The organism is Xenorhabdus sp. SGI246, from assembly GCF_040838225.1.
Lineage (GTDB): Bacteria > Pseudomonadota > Gammaproteobacteria > Enterobacterales > Enterobacteriaceae > Xenorhabdus > Xenorhabdus indica.
Genome location: NZ_JBFPEZ010000153.1, coordinates 1 through 1,202, shown reverse-complemented (window position 1 = coordinate 1,202; position 1,202 = coordinate 1). Strand labels below are relative to the sequence as shown.

At 52.1% G+C, this 1,202-nt stretch carries 1 protein-coding gene; it reads left to right on the top strand.

Annotated elements, in window-relative coordinates; all coding sequences use genetic code 11:
* Positions 1-1,202: condensation domain-containing protein (locus ABLA85_RS18730; protein WP_367965814.1), on the top strand; the 1,202-nt coding region annotated here is incomplete at both ends.

Below are 1,202 nucleotides of genomic sequence, written 5' to 3'. Positions count from 1 at the left end.
ATTGTGGTTTACCCATGAGCATATGGAAGGGCAGCAAACAGCCTACAACATGCTGATGGCATTTGAGTTACACGCGGGAATTCGCGTTGATTTGCTGGGCCGGGCATTTAATGCGCTGGTTTGCCGGCATGAAGCACTTCGGACAACCTTTGCGACAACGGATGACGGCTGCACTGTTCAGCGGGTTATGGAAGAGATGGTGCTGGACATTCCTGAGCTGCCAATAACTAACCCGGAAATGGAGCTGTATGTCAATGCATTCGCAAATGAAAGCTTTGATTTGGCTTCGGGACCGCTGCTCAAGGCTGTTGTGCTGAAGCCAGAGACCGGGTGTGCTGTCCTGCTGATAAACACCCACCATATTGTATCAGATGGCTGGTCTGAAGGCGTATTAACCCGGGACTTACAGTGCCTATATCGGGCTGCTGAGACCGGGAAAGAGGCAAATCTGCCAGTGCTGCCAGTGCAGTATACTGACTATGCCTGCTGGCAACGCCGGCAGGATCTCAGTGACCATCTGGATTTTTGGAAAACAACGCTGCATGGGTATGAGGATGGCCTGGATTTACCGTATGACTATCCCCGTCCGCCAACCCGGGCCTGGCGTGCAGGTCTGGTCCGGTACACCTACCCGAAGACCCTGTCACAGGGCGTTGCCCGGTTCGGCCATGCACAAGGGGCGACACTGTTTATGGTGCTACTGAGTGGCCTGGCTGTTGTGCTGCAGCGCTATACCGGTCGTGACGATATCTGCATTGGGACAACCACTGCTGGTCGTGATGCCGTGGAGCTGGAAAACCTTATCGGATTCTTTATTAATATTTTGCCACTCAGGCTGGATTTATCAGGAGAGCCGACAGCTCCGGAGTTATTAAGCCGGATTAAAGACACTGTTCTGCACGGGTTTGCACACCACGCTCTGCCCTTTGAACACCTGCTGAAAGAACTCAGGCTCCAGCGCGAAAGCAGTCAAGTACCGCTGGTACCGGTGGTAGTACGGCATCAGAATTACCGTCAGGCATCCCTGGAGCAGATAGGCCATGGTTTGTCAGTCAACCGGACGTTTTCTGTGGAAAAAATAACGACAAGTGAAATGGATTTCCAGTTTTTTGGTGACGGTGATGCACTGGAAGTAGTGATCGAATACGCCGCAGATTTGTTCTCAGAAGAAACAATACAGCGCCTTATCCAGCATCATCAAC